Annotated in this window: 19 protein-coding genes; 7 read left to right on the top strand and 12 right to left on the bottom strand. The window is 67.8% G+C overall.

What is annotated here, in order from left to right; genetic code table 11:
- Window positions 1-6: 6 nt before the first annotated feature.
- From LKD76_RS01595 to LKD76_RS01605, 3 genes are all read right to left on the bottom strand, one after another.
- Entirely contained in the window at window positions 7-432 is a 426-nt protein-coding gene (locus LKD76_RS01595; protein WP_227979126.1) for a GyrI-like domain-containing protein, read from the bottom strand.
- A 5-nt stretch (window positions 433-437) separates the two neighbouring features.
- Window positions 438-944 (bottom strand): GyrI-like domain-containing protein, encoded by a 507-nt coding sequence (locus LKD76_RS01600; RefSeq protein ID WP_227979127.1) that lies wholly within the window; start codon window positions 942-944, stop codon window positions 438-440.
- Window positions 945-1,056: 112 nt separating this feature from the next.
- The gene (locus LKD76_RS01605) at window positions 1,057-3,366 is read right to left on the bottom strand and encodes a transglycosylase domain-containing protein (RefSeq protein ID WP_227979129.1); all 2,310 of its coding nucleotides are present in this window, start codon (window positions 3,364-3,366) and stop codon (window positions 1,057-1,059) included.
- Window positions 3,367-3,883: 517 nt separating this feature from the next.
- On the opposite strand from LKD76_RS01605, the gene LKD76_RS01610 reads away from it, so the two are divergent.
- Both LKD76_RS01610 and LKD76_RS01615 read left to right on the top strand, forming a co-directional pair.
- Window positions 3,884-5,092 carry an MFS transporter gene (locus LKD76_RS01610; protein WP_227979131.1) on the top strand — a complete coding sequence of 403 codons (1,209 nt, stop codon included), beginning with the start codon at window positions 3,884-3,886 and terminating at the stop codon, window positions 5,090-5,092.
- Window positions 5,086-5,730 carry an HAD family hydrolase gene (locus tag LKD76_RS01615; protein ID WP_227979132.1) on the top strand — a complete coding sequence of 215 codons (645 nt, stop codon included), beginning with the start codon at window positions 5,086-5,088 and terminating at the stop codon, window positions 5,728-5,730. The genes LKD76_RS01610 and LKD76_RS01615 overlap by 7 nt, the downstream gene beginning before the upstream one ends.
- 114 nt (window positions 5,731-5,844) lie before the next feature.
- Here the strand turns inward: LKD76_RS01615 and LKD76_RS01620 are convergent, their stop codons facing one another.
- The 3 genes from LKD76_RS01620 to LKD76_RS01630 form a co-directional block, all read right to left on the bottom strand.
- Complete coding sequence (locus tag LKD76_RS01620) at window positions 5,845-6,741, bottom strand: carbohydrate ABC transporter permease (RefSeq protein ID WP_227979134.1); 897 nt, start codon at window positions 6,739-6,741, stop codon at window positions 5,845-5,847.
- Window positions 6,742-6,811: 70 nt separating this feature from the next.
- Window positions 6,812-7,723, bottom strand: coding sequence for a carbohydrate ABC transporter permease (locus LKD76_RS01625; RefSeq protein ID WP_227979135.1), 912 nt, complete (start codon window positions 7,721-7,723; stop codon window positions 6,812-6,814).
- A 164-nt stretch (window positions 7,724-7,887) separates the two neighbouring features.
- The gene (locus LKD76_RS01630) at window positions 7,888-9,150 is read right to left on the bottom strand and encodes an ABC transporter substrate-binding protein (RefSeq protein WP_227985048.1); all 1,263 of its coding nucleotides are present in this window, start codon (window positions 9,148-9,150) and stop codon (window positions 7,888-7,890) included.
- Window positions 9,151-9,472: 322 nt separating this feature from the next.
- Between LKD76_RS01630 and LKD76_RS01635 the strand changes: the two genes are divergently transcribed.
- Complete coding sequence (locus LKD76_RS01635) at window positions 9,473-10,315, top strand: DUF2786 domain-containing protein (RefSeq protein ID WP_227985049.1); 843 nt, start codon at window positions 9,473-9,475, stop codon at window positions 10,313-10,315.
- Between the two features lie 19 nt (window positions 10,316-10,334).
- Window positions 10,335-10,847 carry a TIGR04338 family metallohydrolase gene (locus LKD76_RS01640; protein WP_227979136.1) on the top strand — a complete coding sequence of 171 codons (513 nt, stop codon included), beginning with the start codon at window positions 10,335-10,337 and terminating at the stop codon, window positions 10,845-10,847.
- Between the two features lie 109 nt (window positions 10,848-10,956).
- Here LKD76_RS01640 and LKD76_RS01645 read toward each other — a convergent pair whose 3' ends face one another.
- Both LKD76_RS01645 and LKD76_RS01650 read right to left on the bottom strand, forming a co-directional pair.
- Complete coding sequence (locus LKD76_RS01645; RefSeq protein WP_227979137.1) at window positions 10,957-11,757, bottom strand: VOC family protein; 801 nt, start codon at window positions 11,755-11,757, stop codon at window positions 10,957-10,959.
- A gap of 121 nt (window positions 11,758-11,878) precedes the next feature.
- Window positions 11,879-12,850, bottom strand: a complete 972-nt coding sequence (locus LKD76_RS01650; protein WP_227979138.1) for an o-succinylbenzoate synthase — start codon at window positions 12,848-12,850, stop codon at window positions 11,879-11,881.
- A 110-nt stretch (window positions 12,851-12,960) separates the two neighbouring features.
- Between LKD76_RS01650 and LKD76_RS01655 the strand changes: the two genes are divergently transcribed.
- Window positions 12,961-13,254, top strand: a complete 294-nt coding sequence (locus tag LKD76_RS01655; RefSeq protein WP_227979139.1) for a hypothetical protein — start codon at window positions 12,961-12,963, stop codon at window positions 13,252-13,254.
- Window positions 13,255-13,280: 26 nt separating this feature from the next.
- Here LKD76_RS01655 and LKD76_RS01660 read toward each other — a convergent pair whose 3' ends face one another.
- The gene (locus LKD76_RS01660; RefSeq protein ID WP_227979141.1) at window positions 13,281-14,450 is read right to left on the bottom strand and encodes a thiolase family protein; all 1,170 of its coding nucleotides are present in this window, start codon (window positions 14,448-14,450) and stop codon (window positions 13,281-13,283) included.
- A gap of 109 nt (window positions 14,451-14,559) precedes the next feature.
- On the opposite strand from LKD76_RS01660, the gene LKD76_RS01665 reads away from it, so the two are divergent.
- Window positions 14,560-15,051, top strand: a complete 492-nt coding sequence (locus tag LKD76_RS01665) for a winged helix-turn-helix transcriptional regulator (RefSeq protein ID WP_227979143.1) — start codon at window positions 14,560-14,562, stop codon at window positions 15,049-15,051.
- 55 nt (window positions 15,052-15,106) lie between these two features.
- On the opposite strand, the gene LKD76_RS01670 is transcribed toward LKD76_RS01665, so the two are convergent.
- Together LKD76_RS01670 and LKD76_RS01675 are read right to left on the bottom strand one after the other, a co-directional pair.
- The gene (locus tag LKD76_RS01670; RefSeq protein ID WP_227979144.1) at window positions 15,107-16,186 is read right to left on the bottom strand and encodes an ABC transporter ATP-binding protein; all 1,080 of its coding nucleotides are present in this window, start codon (window positions 16,184-16,186) and stop codon (window positions 15,107-15,109) included.
- Window positions 16,187-16,342: 156 nt separating this feature from the next.
- Window positions 16,343-16,702 (bottom strand): winged helix-turn-helix transcriptional regulator, encoded by a 360-nt coding sequence (locus LKD76_RS01675; RefSeq protein ID WP_227979146.1) that lies wholly within the window; start codon window positions 16,700-16,702, stop codon window positions 16,343-16,345.
- Window positions 16,703-16,809: 107 nt separating this feature from the next.
- Here LKD76_RS01675 and LKD76_RS01680 point away from each other — a divergent pair, with 107 nt between their 5' ends.
- The gene (locus tag LKD76_RS01680; protein ID WP_227979147.1) at window positions 16,810-17,679 is read left to right on the top strand and encodes an NAD(P)-dependent oxidoreductase; all 870 of its coding nucleotides are present in this window, start codon (window positions 16,810-16,812) and stop codon (window positions 17,677-17,679) included.
- A gap of 155 nt (window positions 17,680-17,834) precedes the next feature.
- Here the strand turns inward: LKD76_RS01680 and LKD76_RS01685 are convergent, their stop codons facing one another.
- Window positions 17,835-18,395 carry a CGNR zinc finger domain-containing protein gene (locus tag LKD76_RS01685; RefSeq protein WP_227979149.1) on the bottom strand — a complete coding sequence of 187 codons (561 nt, stop codon included), beginning with the start codon at window positions 18,393-18,395 and terminating at the stop codon, window positions 17,835-17,837.
- Window positions 18,396-18,405 lie beyond the last annotated feature (10 nt).

Raw genomic sequence — 18,405 nt, forward strand, 5'->3', positions numbered from 1 at the left:
GTGCGCTCAGTCCAGTGACACGTACACCTCGACGGAGGTGGGGCCGGTATAGCGCTCGATCTCCGCGGTGTGGGAGCGGGTGATGGTGCCCGAGCTCTCGGCCTTGGCGACCTTGGCCCAGGCGGTGCGCAGCAGATCGTAGGGCTTGTCGGAGACGACGAACTTGGCGTAGCGGCCCGCGGGGATGCGGGTGATCACATCGCCGGTGTCCAGGTCGGCCAGCTCATCGAGTTCGTAGCCGAGGACCGCGACCGCATGGTCGTCCTGACCGATATAGGCCGCCACCCGGGGCACGTTCTTCTCCCGGGAGAGGTAGCGGTCCCAGGTGAAGTTCACCAGATCCAGATCACGGGCGGTCACCTCGCGGCCGGCGAGCGGGACGGTGAGCCCGCCGACGAGGCTCGGCTCCAGGGTGACGATTTCGAAATCCACGGTCCCTACCTGTTCTCGGCGATGGAATTGCCCTGTGCCACAGTGCCGCTCGGCGCATCGGTCAGCGAATCGCTCTCCAGGGCGACGAACACCTCGACCGTGCGGGCATCCGGATAGCGCTCGAAATCGCCGGTGTAGGCGCGGACCAATGCTCCGGCCGCCTCCAGATCCCAGACCGCGCGCCAGATCGAGACGATGGTGTCGCCCAGATCGTCGCCGGTACGCAGGAACCGCGCGAACTTCGCCGCCGGGACGCGGGCCAGGACATCGCCGGGCTGCAGATCGTCGATGCTCTCGCAGCGGTAGCCGACGATATGGGTGAGATACGAACCGATCTCGGGCGCGTGATCGACGTAGGCGGTCGCGGGCGGCCCGGGTAACCGGCGCGCCAGCGTTCGCTTCCAGGCCTCTTCCACCTTCTGCCGGCGCGGTCCCTCCACCGCCAGCGCAGGGCTGCGTAGCACCGTGCCCGCCACCAGTGTCTCGTGGCGCTCGACGATATTGAAATCCACCCGTGTCGCCCCTAAATGTCTCGTAACCGACCCCATTCCACCCTATCGGCGCGTGCTGGGTGATGGCCGGATAACACCAATTCGTTTCATCACAGCGTGCCGGATCGGCCGGTCATCCCGGAACCGGGACGGTCAGACCGGGGAATATCTCGATCTGCCGCGGCGGTGGCGGTGCCGGCGGTGGCGGCGGCGCGGGCGGAATGATGATCACCGGCGGGGCCGGCGCCTCCTCCTGCTGTTGTTGCTGGGGCGGTTGCAGCACATCGAACGGTGCCTGTCCGGTCGGCTGCGGCGCGGCCGGTTGCGGCGCCGGCTCCGCGAACGGCCCGCCCTGATTCTGCGGCGGCGGCGTGGCGAACGGACCCGCCGCGGGGGCGGGTTCCGGATTCGCGAACTGCTCGACCGGCGCTCCGGCCAGCGCGCCGTCCATGGTGCGTTTCCAGATATCGGAGGGGAGGCCGGAACCGTAGATCATGCCGCCGCCGGCGGTCCGGATCGGTTGCGGCTGGTCGGTGCCCACCCAGACCGCGGTGGACAGCGACGGCGTGAAGCCGATCATCCAGGCGTCCTTGTTCTGCCCGGTATCGCCGAGCTGGGTGGTGCCCGTCTTGGCCGCCGAGGGCCGCCCGGCCAGATTGTGGCCGTTGGAGTAGGCGGCGATGGGCTGCATCGCCTTGGTCGTCGTATCGGTGACAGCGCGCGGGAACCGCTGTTGCGGCGGAGGCAGCGGCTCACCGGCCCCGGCCACACCACGATCGAGCAGTACCCGGCCGTCGCCGGCCACCACGCGCTGGACGAAATACGGCTGGTGGTAGGTGCCCGAGGCCGCGATCGTGGCGTACGCCGACGCCATATCGATGGGCCGCACCGAATACACGCCGAGCACGATCGACGGGGCGGCCGTGCCATCGGGATCGGTCAGCGAGATACCCGGCACACCGGGGATCTCCTGCGGAATTCCGGCCTGGTGGGCGGCATCGGCCACGGATTTCGGGCCGATGGCCTCGGTGAGCCGGTAGAAGCTGGTGTTCAGCGATCGTTTGAACGCCTCGCCCAGACTGCAGGTGCCGCACGATTCGCCTTCGACGTTGGTCACCCGCACCCCGTTCACAATGACCGGCGCGCTGTCGAGCTGATTGGACAGGGTGAAGCCCTGTTGCAGTGCGGCCAGAACGGCGAAGGTCTTGAACGACGAACCGGTTTGCAGCGGCGCCTGCGCGAAGTCGAATCCGACACCGTCGTCGCCGCCGTAATAGGCTCGCACCGCCCCGCTGCGCGGGTCGATCGACACCACCGCGCTGCGCAACTGCGGCGGCTGCCCGTCGAGTGTGCGATGCACGGCGTCGAGCGCCGAATCCTGCGCGCGGGGGTCGATGGTCGTGGTGATCCGCAGGGCCCCGGTGTTGATCTCCTGATCGCTGATGCCCGCCCCGTGTAGTTCCCGGACGACCTGGGTGCGGAGCAGGCCGGCCGGCCCGTGTGCGGCGTCGTCATCGGGTTTGGGCGCGGGCGCGATATCCGGGAACCGGACCGCGTCGCGATCCCCCAGTTTCAGCACGCCCATCCCGACCATGCCGTCGAGCACGTAGTTCCAGCGGGCCTTCAGTTGATCGAGATGGGTTTCCGGATCCAGGATGGAGGGTGTGCGCACGACTGCCGCCAGGACCGCGCCCTCGGCCAAGGTCAGCTCCGAGACGGGTTTGTCGAAGTAGGCGCGGGCGGCGGCGCCGATACCGTAGACGCCGCGTCCGTAGTAGATGGTGTTGAGATAGGCGGCGAGGATGTCGTCCTTACTCCACTGCCGCGCCATCTTCGCCGAGATGACCAGCTCGCGCATCTTGCGCGACAGGGTGCGCTCCGAGGTCAGGAACGCGTTCTTGACGTACTGCTGGGTGATCGTGGAACCGCCGCCGGCGTCGTCGTGGCCGAGCAGATTGTCGCGGGCCGCCCGCAGGTACGCCGAGGCGGAGAATCCCGGATTGCGGTAGAAGTCGCGATCCTCGGCGGAGAGCATGGCGTCGCGCATGGTCTGCGGCACCTCGGACAGCGGCACCGGAGTCCGATTGCCTTCGGGGGGAATGATTTTCGCGAGGACGGTGGTGCCGTCGGCGGCGGTGACGGTGGCGATCTGATTGGTCTGCACCGCACCGGGATCGGGAACCTCGGCACTCCAGTAGGCCAGCACCAGCACCAGTGAGGGGATCGCGACGAAGATCAGGAAAAGGGCCAGCAACAATCGCCGGACGCGTTGGCCCCGGGTCCGCGGTCCGCGTTCCGGCGCGTCCGCCGGTTTCTTTCGCCGCCGAGGCCTGCCGCTGTGCGGCCGGGTGGTCGTCTCGCGCTGTTTCCACCCGGCGACCGAGGCATAGGGCGCCGTTTCCGGGCGGCCACGCCGCGGCTTGCGGGTCGAGCTCACGATCATCTCCTCCCGGAGCGTCGGCGAACCAACACAAGAACCGTGTCCGAATCCAGCCTACGACGCGAACCGGCCCGACCTGAATAGCTATCATTCAGTAAACCATCGAGTAATGGTATAGATCCACTCCCGGACCGCCCCGTGGGCCGACCGTGCCGGCTGTGCGATCCGCCCTCGTCGCGACTCCCAGAAATGGGAGTATTCGCCTTGCGCGAGAGTGCTTTTCGTGTTCACTCCACCTCTTCCGCGGCCGTTGGAGTTAGACGTTCGAGCTGTATTTTGTGATGTGCGGCACCGAGATCCGCTCCGGATGGTAGCCCGACAAACCGCCTGGTAGCTTCCGTTTTGTTCGTGCAGCGTCGCGCCTCATATCCACCCTCCGACCAGCGGAACGTTCCTTCTATCCACACATTTAGTGCGCCTCTTCGTCGTGGAACGAGGCGGGAATCGTCATACCTACCCGCAGCCGATTTCACGGTCGCCGTCGACGGTGAAGCCGGTTGGCGGCACTGATGGAGCCCTCATGACACGCACCATCGCGACGCCTTCGAAACGCGCGCTGGAAATACTGGAAATACCCGCTGCCGTAGTGCGCAGCCGGGGTCTGTTGACCGGATACTTCGCCGGACTCGGCGTAGTGATGGCCATCTGGGGAACTCGAATTCCGGCCGTTCAGGAGTCCGTCGGCCTGGACACCGCCGGGCTGGCCGCGGTACTGCTCGCCGCCGCGGTCGGCATGGTCGCCGGTCTTCACCTCGGCGGCCGGCTCGCCGGACCGCACCGCCTCGCCGCGCTGCTGACCGGCGGCGGAGTCGGTCTCGCCGGCAGCCTCGCGGTGCTCGGCATATGCCGGACTCCGATCGAACTCGCGGTCGCGGCGCTGCTCTTCGGCGCCGCGCACGGTGTGCTCGACGTCGCGGCGAACGCCTCGGCGGTGCGCTGCCAGCAGCTCTACGGCCGGCCGATCATGTCGGGCTTCCACGCGGCCTACAGCCTCGGCGCACTGGGCGGGGCGGTGATCGCCGCTGCCGCCGCCCACCACTCGCCCGTGTACGTGTTCGGGGTCACCGCCGCCGCGGCGATCGTGGCCACGGTCGCGGTCGCGCCGATCACCCGCGGTGTCGCGGCGATGGCGGGCCCCGAACCGGCGGTGCCGGCGACGCGGGACCGGGCGCCCGGACTGTCCCGATCCCAAATCTGTCTGCTGGGCTTGCTCGCCGCCGCATGCCTGCTCGGCGAGGGCGCCGCCGCGGATTGGTCGGCGGTCCATCTCACCGGGCTGCACGCGTCCCCCGCGATCAGCGCCGCCGCGTACGCCGGATACAGCGCGGCCATGGCCGGCGGCCGGTTGTTCGGTGATCGGCTCATCGCCCGCTTCGGTGCGCCGAGAGTCGTTCGGACGGGCGCGATCGCGGCCTCGGCCGGACTGCTCGCGGGCCTCTCGGTGCCCGAGGCGTCCTTCGCGCTGACCGGCTGGGCCGTTTTCGGGCTCGGCCTGGCGGTCACGATTCCGTCCCTGTTCACCGCGGCCGGGGCGGGTGGGCCCCGCGCGGTCGCCGCCGTGGCCGTGACCGGCTATCTCGGCCTCCTCGCGGGACCGGCGCTCATCGGCGCGCTGGCAACCGTGACCACCCTGCCCGTCGCCCTCGCCCTGCCCGCGCTGCTCGCCGCGGGCGTGGCCGCACTCTCCCGCCGAGCCCTGTCCGATCGAGCCTTGGAGAACCAGTGGTAACCGTATTACCTTCGCAGCCCGCGGCACTCGATGCCGTCATCTTCGACTACAACGGCGTCATCGGCCTGCACCCGACCGTGCCCATGTGGAGTGAACTCGCCGAACTCGCCGGATGGCAGCAGGACCGGCTCGGGCACTTCCAGAGCGCGTTCTGGAGTGCCCGCGAACCCTACGATTCCGGCGACTCCGACGACGCCGCCTTCTGGACCGCGGTACTCGGCCGTCGACCGGATCCGGAACTGCTCGACCGGTTGCGTACCGTCGACACCGCGCTGTGGACCCGTACCGACCCCCACGTCGTCGCGCTGCTCCACCGGATCCGGCAGGCGGATCTACCGATGGTGCTGCTGTCCAACGCGCCCCACCCGGTGAGCGACGCCCTCGACGACTCCGGCTGGCGCGCCCTGATGACCGACGCCCTCTACTCGGCCCGGCTCGGCATGAACAAACCCCACCCCGACACCTACCGAAACGCGCTCGCCGCGACCGGAGTTCACGATCCGGCCCGGGTGCTGTTCATCGACGATCGAGCCGACAACTGCCACGCCGCCGCGGGCATCGGCCTGCGCACCCTGCACTACACCGGCTCCCCCGGCGACATAGAAAGGCACCTGGGCAAAGACACGGTCGCCGCGTGACGACTCGCCCGCGACCACTGATGTCGTGAGCACGTGGGTAACTCACCGCCGCCCCCCAGAACGCATCCCGCGGCGCTCACGGCGCGCTGAATACCCGGGGAGGCGGGCCGGCCCCTAGCTCTTCACACCGCCGGCGGTCAGACCGGAGATGATGCGGCGCTGGAACAGCAACACCATGATCACCAGTGGCACGGTCACGATGATGCCCGCCGCCATGATCGCCGCGTACGGCTGAACCAGCGGATCGTTACCGGAGAACCGGGCGATGGCGACGGTAACGGGCTCGGTCTTGTCCGTCGACAGCAGGCTGGCCAGCAGGTACTCGTTCACCGCGGCGATGAAGGCCAGAATCGCCGTGGTGAACACCGCCGGCGCGGCCAGCGGCAACATCACCAGCCGGAATGCCTGGAACCGGCTCGCACCGTCGATGCGGGCCGCTTCCTCCAGCTCCCAGGGCAGTTCGGCGAAGAACGACGCCAGGATGTAGACGGTCATCGGCAGGACGAACGAGATGTTCGGGACGATCATCGCCTGGTAGTGCCCGATCCAGCCGATATTGGTGAACAGCTGGAACAGCGGCGTCACCAGCACGACCACCGGGAACATCGAGGCGCTCAGGATCAATCCGGCGACCAAGGTCTTGCCGCGGAAGGAGATCCGCGCCAGCGCGTAGGCGGCCATCATGCCGACGGCCAGCGCGATCACCGTGGTGGCCGCGCCGATGATGACGCTGTTGGTCAGCGCGCGGCCGAAGTCGTTACCCCGGCTGGTGTCGAAGGCGTTGCGGAAGTTCTCGAGGGTCACATGGGTGAACCACGGGGTGTTGTCGAAGGTGTAGTCCGGATCGCGGAAGGCGGTCACCGCCATCCAGTAGAACGGGCCCAGACCCCAGACCAGGATGATCACCGCGCCGAGGTACACCCGTGCGGAGCGCCACCACGGAGTGTGGGAGCCGCGGGTCACCGCTGGACGGGCGGCGGTATCGGTGGTTGCAGTGGTAGCGGCAGCCATCAGCGTGCCCTCCGTGATTCGCGGGACACCCGCACCCGGTCGGGCTCGATGGGAGCTGCGCGATTGTGACTCATCGTGCCCTCCGTTGTTCTTCCTGGGTGGCCACCGCATTGGCGCCCAGCACCTTCACCAGCACGAATGCCACCGCGAAAATCATCAGGAAGGTGAGCACGGACAGTGCGGCCGCGCTGTTGGAACCCTGCCGCACCTGATCGACGACCAGGATCGAGATGGTCCGGGTCGCCGGATTGCCGCCCATCATGATCGCCGGCAGATCGTAGAGCCGCAGCGCGTCCATGGTCCGGAACAGCACCGCGACCAGGAGTGCGGGCTTGAGCAGCGGCAGTGTGATGTGGGTGAACCGCTGCCAGGCCGAGGTGCCGTCGACCTTGGCCGCCTCGTAGACGTCGTTCGGGATCACCTGCAGTCCGGCCAGGATCAGCAGCGCCATGAACGGCGTGGTCTTCCAGACGTCGGCGATGATCACCGCGAAACGGGACGCCCAGGGATCGGTCTGCCAGAGGATGTGGGTGTGCAGTACCCGGTTGACCACCCCGTCGTACTGGAACATGAACTCCCACAGCCGGGCGGTGACCGCGGTCGGGATCGCCCATGGAATCAGCACGGCCGCCCGCAGCAACGCGCGGCCGCGGAAGGTCTTACCCATGACCGTCGCCATGCCCAGGCCGATGGTCGCCTCCAGCGTCACGGTGATCACCGTGAACAGCAGGGTGATGCCGATCGCCGCCCAGAACTGCGACCCCAGATTGCCGGTCGGGCAGGCCTCGGTCCCGCCGCCGGGCAGCGTGCACTGCTGCAGCAGCCAGTGCGTGTAGTTGCTGAAGCCGGCGTTGCCGCCCTCGACGAACATGCCGGTGGCGGGGTCGAGACCGGCATCCTTCTGGAAGGACATCACCACGGCGCGGACCACCGGATAGCCGATGACGACGGCGAGCGTCACCAGCACCGGTGCGACGAACAACCACGCGCGCCCCGAACCCGGAGGGAAGAGCCGTAAGCTTCGAGAGTTACTGTCGTGCTTCGGTTTCGGGCTCTCCGACTGATCGTCGGGTGGCGCGAGTTCGGTCGCACCCGAAGGATTCGACACGTTCAACTCTCCTACGGGGCAGACTGCGGGCAGGGACGTCAGGAGCCGGCGGCTTCGATGCCCTTCTGCATGCCGATAATCGCGTCATCGACGGATTTGGCTCCGGTCAACGCAGCATATGCGTTGTCCTGGATCGCTTTCGACACCGCCGGGTAGAACGGGGTCACCGGCCGCGGCACGGCGCTGGCGATCGAATCCTTCAGGGCGGGAAGGTACGGGAACTTCGCGATCAGCGCCGGATCGTCGTACATCGACGACCGCACCGACGGCAGCGCGCCCTCGGAGACGATGCGCTGGGCGTCCTCGCTGATCAGGAAGCGCAGGAAGTCCAGCGCGGTGGCCTTGTGCTTGGAGTAGGAGCTGATGGCGGCGTTGTAGCCACCCAGGGTCGACGCGCCGATGCCGTCCTTACCGGGCAGCGGGGACACGCCGAAGTTGCCCTTCACCGCGGAGGAGTCGGCCCCGGCCACGCCGTAGAAGTTCGGCCAGGTGCGCAGGAACATCAGCTTGCCCTGGGCGAAGGCGTTCTGGGATTCCGGCTCCTTGAAGGAGATGGCCTCCTTGGGGATGTCACCGTTCTTGTAGGCGTCGGTGAGCACCTGCAGACCGGCGCGCGACTGCGGGGAGTTCACCGTCGCGGACTTGCCGTCCGGGCCCACGAAGGAGCCGCCGTAGGCGTTGATGACCTCGGCCGCGTTCACGGTCAGGCCTTCGTAGGGCGCGAACTGCCCGGCGTAGCAACCGATTCCGTGGTCACGTGCGATATTGCAGTCGGCCAGCAGCTCGGGCCAGGTCTTCGGCGGATTCGGGACCAGATCCTTGCGGTAGTACAGCAGACCGCCGTTGGTGTTGCGTGGTGCCGCGTAGAGCGTGCCCTGATAGGTGGCGCTGGCGACGGTCGGCGACAGCAGGGTGGAGGTGTCGAGCGCGAAGGAGTCCTTCAGCGGCTGGATCCAGCCCTTGGCCGCGAATTCGGCGGTCCACGGCACGTCCAGCGCCATCACGTCGTAGTCGGACTGTTTGGCCCGCATGTGCTGGGCCAGATCGTCGTACTGCTGGGAGGCGTCGTTGGACTGCTCTTTGAAGGTGACCTGCTCGTTGGGATGCGCGGCATTCCAACGATCGATGAGTTGCTTGACCGCACCGGTCTCGGTGGTGTCCTTACCCTCGACGTAGGTGATCGGGCCGCGCCCGCCCAGATTCTGGGTGGTCGGATTGCTGCCGTCGCCGCTCGAACAGGCACTCGTGAGTCCGGCGGTGAGCAGCGCCGCCGAGGCTGCGGCCAGTGCGGCACGAGACATGAGGGATCCGCGTCGCGACCCGGCCGCCCGCGGCCGAGCCTTGTCCGAGGACGCCTTGTTCAAAGCCATCGATACTCCAGGGTCGTAACGAACACAGCTGCCAGGGCGTGAGCGCCCGCACACTGCGCCGGTTGCACAAGGCAAGATACATTGTTCGGCTGCTCGGTGACATACGGCGTCCGCCCGGCGACATACGGCGTGGGCCCGGCGACATACGGCGTGGGCCCGGCGACATACGGCGTGGGCCCGGCGACATACGGCGCCGGTGGTCCCGGCACGATGTCGGTGAGTTCTCGTATCCTGGCGCTCGATGTCGACTCAGCTGCCTCAGGACAAACTGCTCACCCGGATCGGTGGGCTGTTGCGCCAGGCCGAGTCGACCGACAACGAGCACGAGGCCGAGGCCTTCCTGGCGGCCGCTCAGCGCCTGGCGACCCGTTCGTCGATCGACCTGGCGGTGGCGCGTGCGCATATCGCCGGCCGGGAGCGGCGGCCCACGCCGATGCAGAAGGTGGTACCGATCGGCGCGGCCGGTAAGAAGGGGCTGCGAACCTATGTGCAGCTGTTCGTGGCGATCGCGGCCGCGAACGACGTGCGCTGCGATGTCACCCGCACCTCCACCCAGGTCTACGCCTACGGCTTCGACACCGATATCGCGACGTGCGAGGCGCTCTACACGAGTCTGCTGGTCCAGATGGTGCGGGCGTCGGATCACTACATCAAATCCGGTGCCTACAAAACGGCGACGGTGGACAAGATCGTGATCGAAACGCGCTGGGGCCGAAAGGTGCAGCGTCGCATACAGGCCCCTGTCGCGGCCGTGACCGCGCGGCTGAACTTTCAGATGGCCTTCGCCGAACGGGTGGGCAGGCGCTTGGCGGAGGTGAAATCGGAAGTGGAGTCGGAGGCGGTTCGCGACGACGAGGCCGCGGCGGGTGCGCCGTCGGCGGGAACCGCTGTGGCACTGCGCAACAAGGATCTCGAGCTCACCGATTTCTATGCCCGTACCTCCGAGGCCCGGGGCACCTGGCGTGGTCCGCAGGAGTCCGCCGGATACTCGCGGGCGGCCCGTCGCGCCGGTGATCGCGCCGGCCGGAACGCGCGGCTGGGGCTGTCCGCCGAATTGCCCTCCGCGCGGCGCAGTGTGGAAGCTCCGGGGGCATGATCGGGCCGGCGGAATCGTCGTGACACCGCGTGATTCGCAGCGCTCCCGGGTGTACGACGCCGAGGGACTGGTGCGCCGGATGTTCGATCGCGCCGACGAATTCGGCGCGCGCACGATCGAACTGCTCGGTTCGACGATAACCCTGCCGATCGAACGCAAATTCGCGTCGGTGGAATCGGTGCAGACCTACGCGGATCGAGTGCTGGCACTGAACTGGGTACGCGCCCGATGGGTCCGGGCCGCCGCGCCGCTGACCGTGAGAGCCCGCGCCGGTGCGACCGCCGCGCACTACGAAACCGGCCGCGCGGTGCTGGCCGTTCCCCTGCACACCGGCGGAACTGCCTGGGCCCTGCGGGAATTGGTCGTTCTGCACGAACTGGCCCATCACCTCGAACCCCCCGGTGCCGAGCGCGCCCCGCACGGCCCCGAATTCTGCACCCGCTACCTGGACCTGCTCGACGGCGTCATCGGCCCCGAAGCCGCCCTTCTGCTTCGCACCACCCTGCACGACTGCGGCGCCCGAATCGGCTGACCCGCGGCGGGTGATGGATACGTCACGGCAGGCTCTCCCACGCCGTACCGGCGCGGGAGAGCCTGCCGCCGAGTCCGGCCGGTGACCCGCGCCGGCCGTTGCGATGCGATTACTGCCCGGGCGCCTCACCCACGGTGACCGCCGGGTCGATGAGACCGAAGACCTCGCCCTGGGGGGCCTGGATCACGGCGGAGCGGCCGAAGGGGGTGTCGTTGACGGGCATGAGCACCGTGGCGCCGAGTTCGCTTGCGCGGGCCACGGATTGGTCGGTGCCCGACACCTGGAACCAGGTCAGCCAGTAGGGCGGGGCCTCGCCGGGCACCGTGCTCGCATCCATCATGCCGCCCAGGACGTCGGTATCGGGACGGGAGAAGGTGGAGTAGACGAAGTTCTCGCCGTCGCCGATCTCGTCGAAGGTCCAGCCGAAGACGCGGCGGTAGAACTCCTGGGCGGTCGCGTAGTCGCGGGTATGGAGTTCGTTCCAGCAGTACGCGCCGGGTTCGTTGTAGATACCGGCCCCGGTGTGAGCCTTGGCCTGCCAGACGCCGAATACCGCGCCGGTGGGATCGGCCGCGACGCACATGCGGCCCACATCCATGACATCGGTGGGTGGGAAGAAGATGGTGCCTCCGGCCGCGGTGATGGCCGCGGCGATCGCATCGGCGTCGTCGGCGGCGAGGTAGGTGGTCCACACCGAGGGCATCGGTGCCGCGCCCATCTTCGGGCCGATCCCGGCTGCGGGCTTACCGTCGCGCATGGCCATCAGGTAGCCGCCCGCATCGGGCGGGCTGTCGAGAATCTCCCAGCTCAGCAAACTGGAGTAGAAGTCGCGGGCCGCTTGCGGATCGTCGACCGAACAGTCGACCCAGCAGGGTGTACCCTGCGGCCACGCGGAATCACGGGTGGGCATAGCGGAACTCCTATCGTGTCTTGGAGCACGTGAGAACTGCCGGTGGCACACGATCAGCTAATCACAGTCGCGCGACCGGGAACACCCTCGAACCCGGCCTGCCGGCTGCGAAATTCCGCCCTCAGCCGACCAGTCGCAGTACCCGGTCGAGCCGAGCGCGCCACCATGCCTCACGGTCCGGATCGGGATGGCGAAAACGCTGCAGGAGTGCCGGATCCGGTTGCGGAGGAGTACGCGGGACGGTGAGGTAGCCGTCGACGGGGCGCAGCGAATCGGCGACCACATCGCCGTCGAACAATTCGACGGTCCCCAGCCCGCAGGCATGGTCGAGTTCGGGCAGTGCGCCGGCGAGCGCGAGCTGCGCGGACAACCCGACGCTGGTCTCGAGCGCCGAGGAGATCACGCAGGGGAGTCCGGCCGCCTCGGCCACCCGCAGCGCCCGGCGGACCCCGCCCAGGGGGGTGCACTTCAGTACCGCGATATCGGCCGCCCCGGCCACCGCGACCCGCAGGGGATCCTCGGCCCGGCGGATGGATTCGTCGGCGGCGATGGGGATGTCGACCCGCCGGCGCACCGCCGCCAGCTCCTCGACGCTCCGGCAGGGTTGTTCGGCGTACTCCACACCGGCTGCGGCACGGTCGATCTGCTTCAGGTTCGTCACCGCGGTGTCGACATCCCACCGAGCGTTGGCATCCACCCGCAGTGCCGCGTCGGCGCCGAGTGCGGCGCGTACCGCGGCCACCCGTTCGATATCCTCGGCGAGCGAATCGGGGTGGTCGGCGACCTTGATCTTGGCTGTGCGGCAACCGGATTCGGCGGCGATCGCGTAGGCCCGCTCCGGGCCGACGGCGGGGACGGTGCAATTGACGGCGATCCGGTCGCGCACCGGTTCGGGCCAGCCGCTCTCGATCTGCTCCAGGGCGGTCGCCAGCCAGTTCGCCGCCTCGCGATCGTCGTATTCGGCGAACGGGCAGAACTCACCCCATCCCAGCGGCCCTTCGAGCAAGATCCCCTCGCGCACCGTGATGCCACGGAAGCGGTGACGCAGCGGAATGGCGTACACCAGGGCGGATGCCGGGTCCAGATCGCTCACCCGGCCAGCCTAATCAGCGTCGAGCCCTTGCCTGTGCGGCACCGCGGAAGTTTCCATGAAGTATGGAATTCCGGCTGGACCGCCCACGGCCGCGGTGGTGGGATGCCGCGTTGAGCGCGGTGTTGTATCTGGCCGCCTGTGCGCTGGCCTGGTTGATCTGGCGGTACGGGTTGCCGTACCGCGAGATGGCGCGGCAGCGCGCACCCGCCGCGCGCGACCTCGCCCCGGCGTACGTGGTCGCCGCAGGTGCTCTCGCGGGTGCGCTGCTGCTCGCCGGCCGGTGGATTCTGCGGGCGCTGCGGGAACGCCGCGCCGCCTGGCGTTACGCGGTGCTCGCGCTACCGCTGATCGCGGAGGCCTGGCTGGCCGGCTTCGCCACGGCACTGGTCGTGATCTCGTACTGAGATCACGGCCGGTGCCACGGCCGACATCACAGTCGCTCGTAGATGGTGGCGTTCGCCAGACCTCCCGCCTCGCACATGGTTTGCAGGCCGTAGCGCGCGCCGCGTTCGTGCAGGGCGTGGACCAGGGTGGTGGCCAGGCGGGCTCCGGAGGCGCCGAGCGGATGGCCGAGGGCGATCGCGCCGCCGTTGACGTTCACCTTCGACAGATCCGCGCCGGTATCGGCGGCCCAGGCCAGCACCACCGCGGCGAACGCCTCGTTGACCTCGAACAGGTCGATATCCGACAGCGACAATCCCGAGCGCTGCAAGACCTTTCGCGTCGCTGGGATGACCGCGGTGAGCATGAGCAGCGGATCGTCGCCCGCGACCGCGAAGGTGTGCAGCCGGGCCAGCGGGGTGAGGCCGAGCTGCCTGGCCTTCTCGCTGGTCATGATCAATACCGCGGCGCTGCCGTCGTTGATCTGACTGGCATTGGCGGCGGTGACGTTCCAGCCGATCTCCGGGAACCGGGCGGCGTAGGTTTCGCCATAGTAGGCCGGTCGCAATCCGGCGAGGGTTTCCAGGGTGCTGCCGACCCTGATGCCCTCGTCGGCGCTCAGCCCGCCCACGGGCGCGAGCTGGCCTTCGAACGAGCCGTTCTTCGTCGCGGCCGCTGCCTTCTCGTGGCTGGCCAGTGAGAACTCGTCCATCCGGGTGCGCGGAATATCCCAGCGGGCGGCGATCAGCTCCGCGCTGATTCCCTGGGGCACCAGCTCGTCCGGATACCGCTCGGCGAAGGCGACGCCGTTGATATCGGTGGCGCCGAGGACGCTCGAGCCCATCGGCACCCGGCTCATCGATTCCAGCCCGCCGGCGACCACGACGTCGTAGGCGCCGGCCAGGACGCCCTGTGCGGCGAAGTGGATGGCCTGCTGACTGCTGCCGCACTGCCGGTCGACGGTGGTGGCCGGTACCTGTTCGGGATATCCCGCCGCGAGGGCGGCCCGGCGGGTGATGTTGACCGACTGTTCGCCGACCTGGGTGACCACCCCGCCGATCACATCGTCGATCAGGACGGGATCGATCCCGCTGCGCCGCACGACCTCGCGCAGGCTGTGCGCGAACAGATCGACCGGGTGCAGGTCGTGCAGTGCTCCGGTGGCTTTGCCCCTGCCGATCGGGGTGCGTACGGCCTCGACGATCACTGCGTCTCTCATGGCGACTTCCTTCGCTATCGCGCCGTTGCGACGACCTAACTAGGTCGTTCTATAGCCAGATTAGAACCTGACGTTAGTTGTGGCAAGTCAGCGTTGTATGATGAGAATCATGCCGGTAAAGCTGGAAGGACCCTTGCGCGATCTGAATTCGTGGAAGCCGGACGGCTGCTCCATCGTCAAGGCGCTCGATATCGTGGGCGCCCGCTCGAGCATGCTGATTCTGCGCGAGGCCATCTACGGCACCACGCGATTCGACGGATTCGCCGCGCGGGTCGGGATCACCGATGCCGCCGCCGCGGCGGCACTGCGCAAACTCACCGAGGCCGGGCTGCTGCGCAAACAGCCCTATCAGGAGGAGGGGAAGCGCACCCGCAACGAATACGTGCTCACCGAGATGGGACGCGATCTGCTTCCGGTGATCTTCGCCCTGTGGCAATGGGGTGACAAATACCTTCAGGGCGGCACGCCGCCGCTGGAACGAGTCGAAGACACGACCGGGGAACCGGTGCGGGTGGAATTGCGCAGCAGCGGGGGCGACGAGGTCGCACTCGAGGACATCCGGGTCCGGGTGAACCGGGACCGGCGCCGTCCGCGGACCTGAACCGTCGTTCGCCTGCCCCCGAAGCAGGTTCGGGGGCAGGCGAGTTCGCGAAACGCTAGGTCAGACGGGCGCCGCTGGCCGGATCGAAGAAGTAGATGTGCTCGGCATCGGTGGTGAGGGTGAGCTTGTCACCCTTCTGCGGCGGGTTGCGCCAATCGGCGCGGGCCACGATCGTCTCGTCGCCGCCCGTCTCACCGATGGTGCGGCCGTAGATGTAGGCGTCGGAGCCCAGCTCCTCGACCACATCGATCTCCATCGCGATCCCGTCGGTCCCGCCCGCCAGATCGAAATGCTCGGGACGCACCCCGACGACGATCGTCTCGGTGGCCTTGTCGGCCACCGAGCGCGGTACGGCAACGGCATGTCCGCCGAGCGTCACCGAACCGTCCGACAGCGGCAGCGTGAACAGATTCATCGCCGGTGAACCCATGAATCCGGCGACGAACAGATTCGCCGGATCCCGGTACAGATCGCGCGGGGAGGCGCACTGCTGCAGCAGGCCGTCCTTGAGTACCGCGACCCGGTCGCCCATGGTCATGGCCTCGACCTGGTCGTGGGTGACGTAGACGGTGGTGGTGCCCAGCCGGCGCTGCAATTGCGCGATCTGGGTACGGGTCTGCACCCGCAGCTTGGCATCGAGATTCGACAGCGGCTCGTCCATCAGGAACACCTGCGGCTGGCGCACGATGGCGCGTCCCATCGCGACTCGCTGGCGCTGACCGCCCGACAGTGCCTTGGGCTTGCGGTCCAGGAACTGCTCGAGGTCCAGCAGTTTGGCGGCGTCCAGCACCCGCTGGTTCTTCTCCGCCTTCGGCACCTTGGCCATCTTCAACGCGAAGCCCATGTTCTCCGCGACGGTCATATGCGGATACAGCGCGTAGTTCTGGAACACCATGGCGATATCGCGCTGTTTCGGCTCGGCGTTGGTGACATCCCGGTCACCGATCAGGATCCGGCCGCCGTTGACATCTTCGAGACCCGCCAGCATGCGCAGCGAGGTCGATTTGCCGCAGCCCGACGGGCCGACCAGCACCAGGAATTCGCCGTCGGCGATCTCGAGATCCAGTTTGTCGACGGCGGGTGTGTCAGCCCCCGGGTAGAGCCGGGTGGCTTGGTCGAAAGTGACCGTGGCCATGGTGAATCAATCCCTTCACCGGCAGGAACGTGCCGGACGATCCGAGTAGAGGGGTCTTGCTTGGTTACTGGCTCCAGCATCCTGGACAGCGCCATCACATTAGCCGCAGCCGGTAAGGCCCTCTCAGCGCGAGCGGGTGGGAGGTCTCGTAGACGCTCACGCGCCGACGGCCACCTTTTGGGCGCCGGTGCGGTTGATGCGGTCCTTTCCCCACTCGGCCAGCGGGGCCAGCGCGGCGTTGAGACTGGTGCCGTGCTCGGTCATCGAATACTCGACCCTCGGCGGCACCTGCGGATACACCTCGCGGTGAATCAGGCCGTCCTCTTCCATCTCGCGCAGTTGCTGCACCAACATCTTCTCGCTGACCCCAACCAGCGCGCGACGTAGTTCGGCGAACCGTCGGACGCCGTTCTCTTGCAGCTCCCACAGGATGAGTGACTTCCACTTGCCTGCGACGACGTCCATCGCGGCGTCGATTCCGCAGAAGTATGGGCCCTCGCGTCTGCTAACCGTCATGTCAAAGCTCCTTACCAAAAGGTGGGTACCGCACAAAAATGTCAGTACTGGTCAAGTATGCCGGATCGAATCATGATGGGTGTCGCACATAAGCGAAAGGAAGAACTGTGGCAGAGCAGAAGAGCGTCACCGTCCTAGGTCTCGGTGCGATGGGCACCGAGCTGGCCCGCGCACTCGTGGCGGCTGGATACCGCACGGTGGTGTGGAACAGAACCGACGGCCGCGCCCAGGCACTGGCCGACTCGGGAGCGATCGTGGCCGATGATGTGGCGACGGCGATCGCCGCGGCGCCCGTGCTGGTGACGGTGCTGTTCGATGACGCGTCGGTCCGTGAGGTGCTGGCGCCGCACGCCGCCCTGCTGGCCGGACACACCGTTGTCAATGTCACCACCACGTCTCCGAATCAGTCCCGCGCCTTTGCCGAATGGGTGGTCGACCAGGGCGCGGACTATCTGGACGGAGGAATCATGGCGGTCCCGTCCATGATCGGCGGACCTGGATCGTCGATCTTGTTCAGCGGCAGCGAATCCGGCTTCAACGCGAACCGGGATCTGTTGGAGTTGTGGGGCGAGGCACGTTATCTCGGATCGGATCCGGGCCTGGCCGCGCTCTACGACTTCGCCTTGCTCTCCGGCATGTACATCATGTTCGCCGGATATATGCACGGCGCGGCGATGGTCGCGAAAGCCGGCGTGAAGGCGGAGGAGTTCGCGGGGATGGCGGCCCCGTGGCTCGCCGCGATGACGGGTGAGCTCGGAGCCTACGGCCGGGTGATCGACGGCGGAGATTACACGGTGCCCGGGCAGCAGAGCCTCGCCTTCTCGGACCTCACGAAGATGGTGGGCGCCGCGCGGGACGAGGGCGTCAGTCCGGAAGCGCTCCAGATGGTGCAGAACCTCATCGAACGTCAACGCGACCAAGGCTTCAGCGACCACGGCTTCGCCCGAATCTTCGAGTCCTTGGCCAATCGGAGCTAGCGCGTCCGCACGCCGGGAACTCGCCGAAGATATGCGGGAGACGTTCGAGGATCCGGTCGCCGGCCCGGGTCCAGGCGAACAGTTCGGGATCTTCGTTCCGCTCCGTGACCCGGTTGCGGATGTCCTTCTTCGACGTCCAACGGCGTTGCGGGAGCTCAAGTGTCGCGGTACTTGCGGATCTTGGCCAAGTTGCCGCAGCGCTCCATCGAGCACCAGCGGCGGCGGCCCGGGCGCGAGGTATCGACGAACAGCAGCCCGCAGTCTTCGGCGGCGCAGACACGGATCCGGCCGGCCAACGGGCCGGTGAACAGGTCGATCGCGTCGCGGGCCAGAGTGGACAGGGCGGCGCGGGTGGTCGGGGCGGCGTACTCGAGCGTGAGGCCGGGCCCGAGAACGGGTACCAGGGGCGGTTCGGCGGCGGCGGCGTTCAGGATCGCGATGTCGTCGGGCCGCACGGGATCACCGGCGGCCAATCCATAGGCGGCGTGTGTGATCGCTGTGCGCACCGCGCGCATGGCGGGCAGGTCCGATGAGGCCGCGGTCAGGTCCTCGAGTCCGAGCACGAACGAAACCCAACGCCGCAAATCGTCCACGGTGTGCACTATTTCCCAGCTCGCAAGTTCTCCGTCACCGCCGGTGTGCACGAAATCCAGTGCGGCCCGGCCGCTTCGGAAGCGTCGGCGCACATCGGGGGGAAGTGTCGCTCGCGTTTGCATGACACCAGTC

Origin of the sequence: Nocardia spumae (assembly GCF_020733635.1) — a bacterium.
GTDB lineage: Bacteria > Actinomycetota > Actinomycetes > Mycobacteriales > Mycobacteriaceae > Nocardia > Nocardia spumae.

Bases quoted from the DNA above. Each gene is read 5' to 3' on its own strand.
- LKD76_RS01605 (WP_227979129.1), bottom strand. From the start codon at position 3,366: ATGATCGTGAGCTCGACCCGCAAGCCGCGGCGTGGCCGCCCGGAAACG.
- LKD76_RS01610 (WP_227979131.1), top strand. From the start codon at position 3,884: ATGACACGCACCATCGCGACGCCTTCGAAACGCGCGCTGGAAATACTG.
- LKD76_RS01620 (WP_227979134.1), bottom strand. From the start codon at position 6,741: ATGGCTGCCGCTACCACTGCAACCACCGATACCGCCGCCCGTCCAGCG.
- LKD76_RS01630 (WP_227985048.1), bottom strand. From the start codon at position 9,150: ATGTCTCGTGCCGCACTGGCCGCAGCCTCGGCGGCGCTGCTCACCGCC.
- LKD76_RS01645 (WP_227979137.1), bottom strand. From the start codon at position 11,757: ATGCCCACCCGTGATTCCGCGTGGCCGCAGGGTACACCCTGCTGGGTC.
- LKD76_RS01660 (WP_227979141.1), bottom strand. From the start codon at position 14,450: ATGAGAGACGCAGTGATCGTCGAGGCCGTACGCACCCCGATCGGCAGG.
- LKD76_RS01665 (WP_227979143.1), top strand. From the start codon at position 14,560: ATGCCGGTAAAGCTGGAAGGACCCTTGCGCGATCTGAATTCGTGGAAG.
- LKD76_RS01670 (WP_227979144.1), bottom strand. From the start codon at position 16,186: ATGGCCACGGTCACTTTCGACCAAGCCACCCGGCTCTACCCGGGGGCT.
- LKD76_RS01675 (WP_227979146.1), bottom strand. From the start codon at position 16,702: ATGACGGTTAGCAGACGCGAGGGCCCATACTTCTGCGGAATCGACGCC.
- LKD76_RS01685 (WP_227979149.1), bottom strand. From the start codon at position 18,395: ATGCAAACGCGAGCGACACTTCCCCCCGATGTGCGCCGACGCTTCCGA.